1 pseudogene is annotated in these 788 nt (G+C 44.5%); it reads right to left on the bottom strand.

Annotated elements, in window-relative coordinates:
• Positions 1-788, bottom strand: a pseudogene (locus tag ACFILA_RS09715) (hypothetical protein); the annotation flags it as partial.

Raw genomic sequence — 788 nt, 5'->3', positions numbered from 1 at the left:
TGCGCAACACCGCTCCCTAGAGCATATAGCTGGTTACCCGCTACAGCATCGCTTGAAGTAGCACTAATGTCTCCATTGGAAAGCGATGTTATCTTGCTGTTTGTCTTCTCTTCACCATGCGTCGCTACAAACGCACCTTTGGACTTATCCCAAAACAACGCATCGCCTTGAACAGTGGTGATGTCCTTTTCAATCTCTTTGGTAATTTCATCCTTAATATTACTGAACTTATCTTTAACTTTATCGAATGAATCTCCAACACCAGCAAAGGCAGACGCAACAGTACTATATTCTTTATCTTCTGTTACCCCATCCGCTTTAAAGCTCTTAACCGTGAATGTAGGCGCACTCCAAGTTCCATTCTCATAACTAGCGCCACCACCTAAAGATTGCGCAACACCGCTCCCTAGAGCATATAACTGATTACCCGCTACAGCATCACTTGAGTCTTTAGTTATAGACCCATTGGTAAGCGATGTTATCTTGCTGCTTGCATTCTCTTCACCATGCGTCGCTACAAACGCACCCTTGGACTTATCCCACAACAACGCATCAGCCTGAGCAGTGCTAATTTCATTGGTAATCTCTTTATGTAAATCCGTGAAAGAAGTGCCTACACCGGCAAACGCTGAAGCCACATCTGTATAGCTCTCCTCACTCTCAGTACCATCAGATTTTACTGTTTTAACCGTGAACTTAGGTTCGCTCCATTGGCCATCCTCATACTTAGCTCCTCCACCTAAAGATTGCGCAACTTTATCACCTAGGACATAAAGCTGGTTACCCGT

The sequence above is a fragment of the Bartonella sp. CL71SXKL genome (assembly GCF_042194935.1).
Classification (GTDB): Bacteria; Pseudomonadota; Alphaproteobacteria; order Rhizobiales; family Rhizobiaceae; genus Bartonella.
This window is presented reverse-complemented; position numbering and strand designations above follow the sequence as displayed.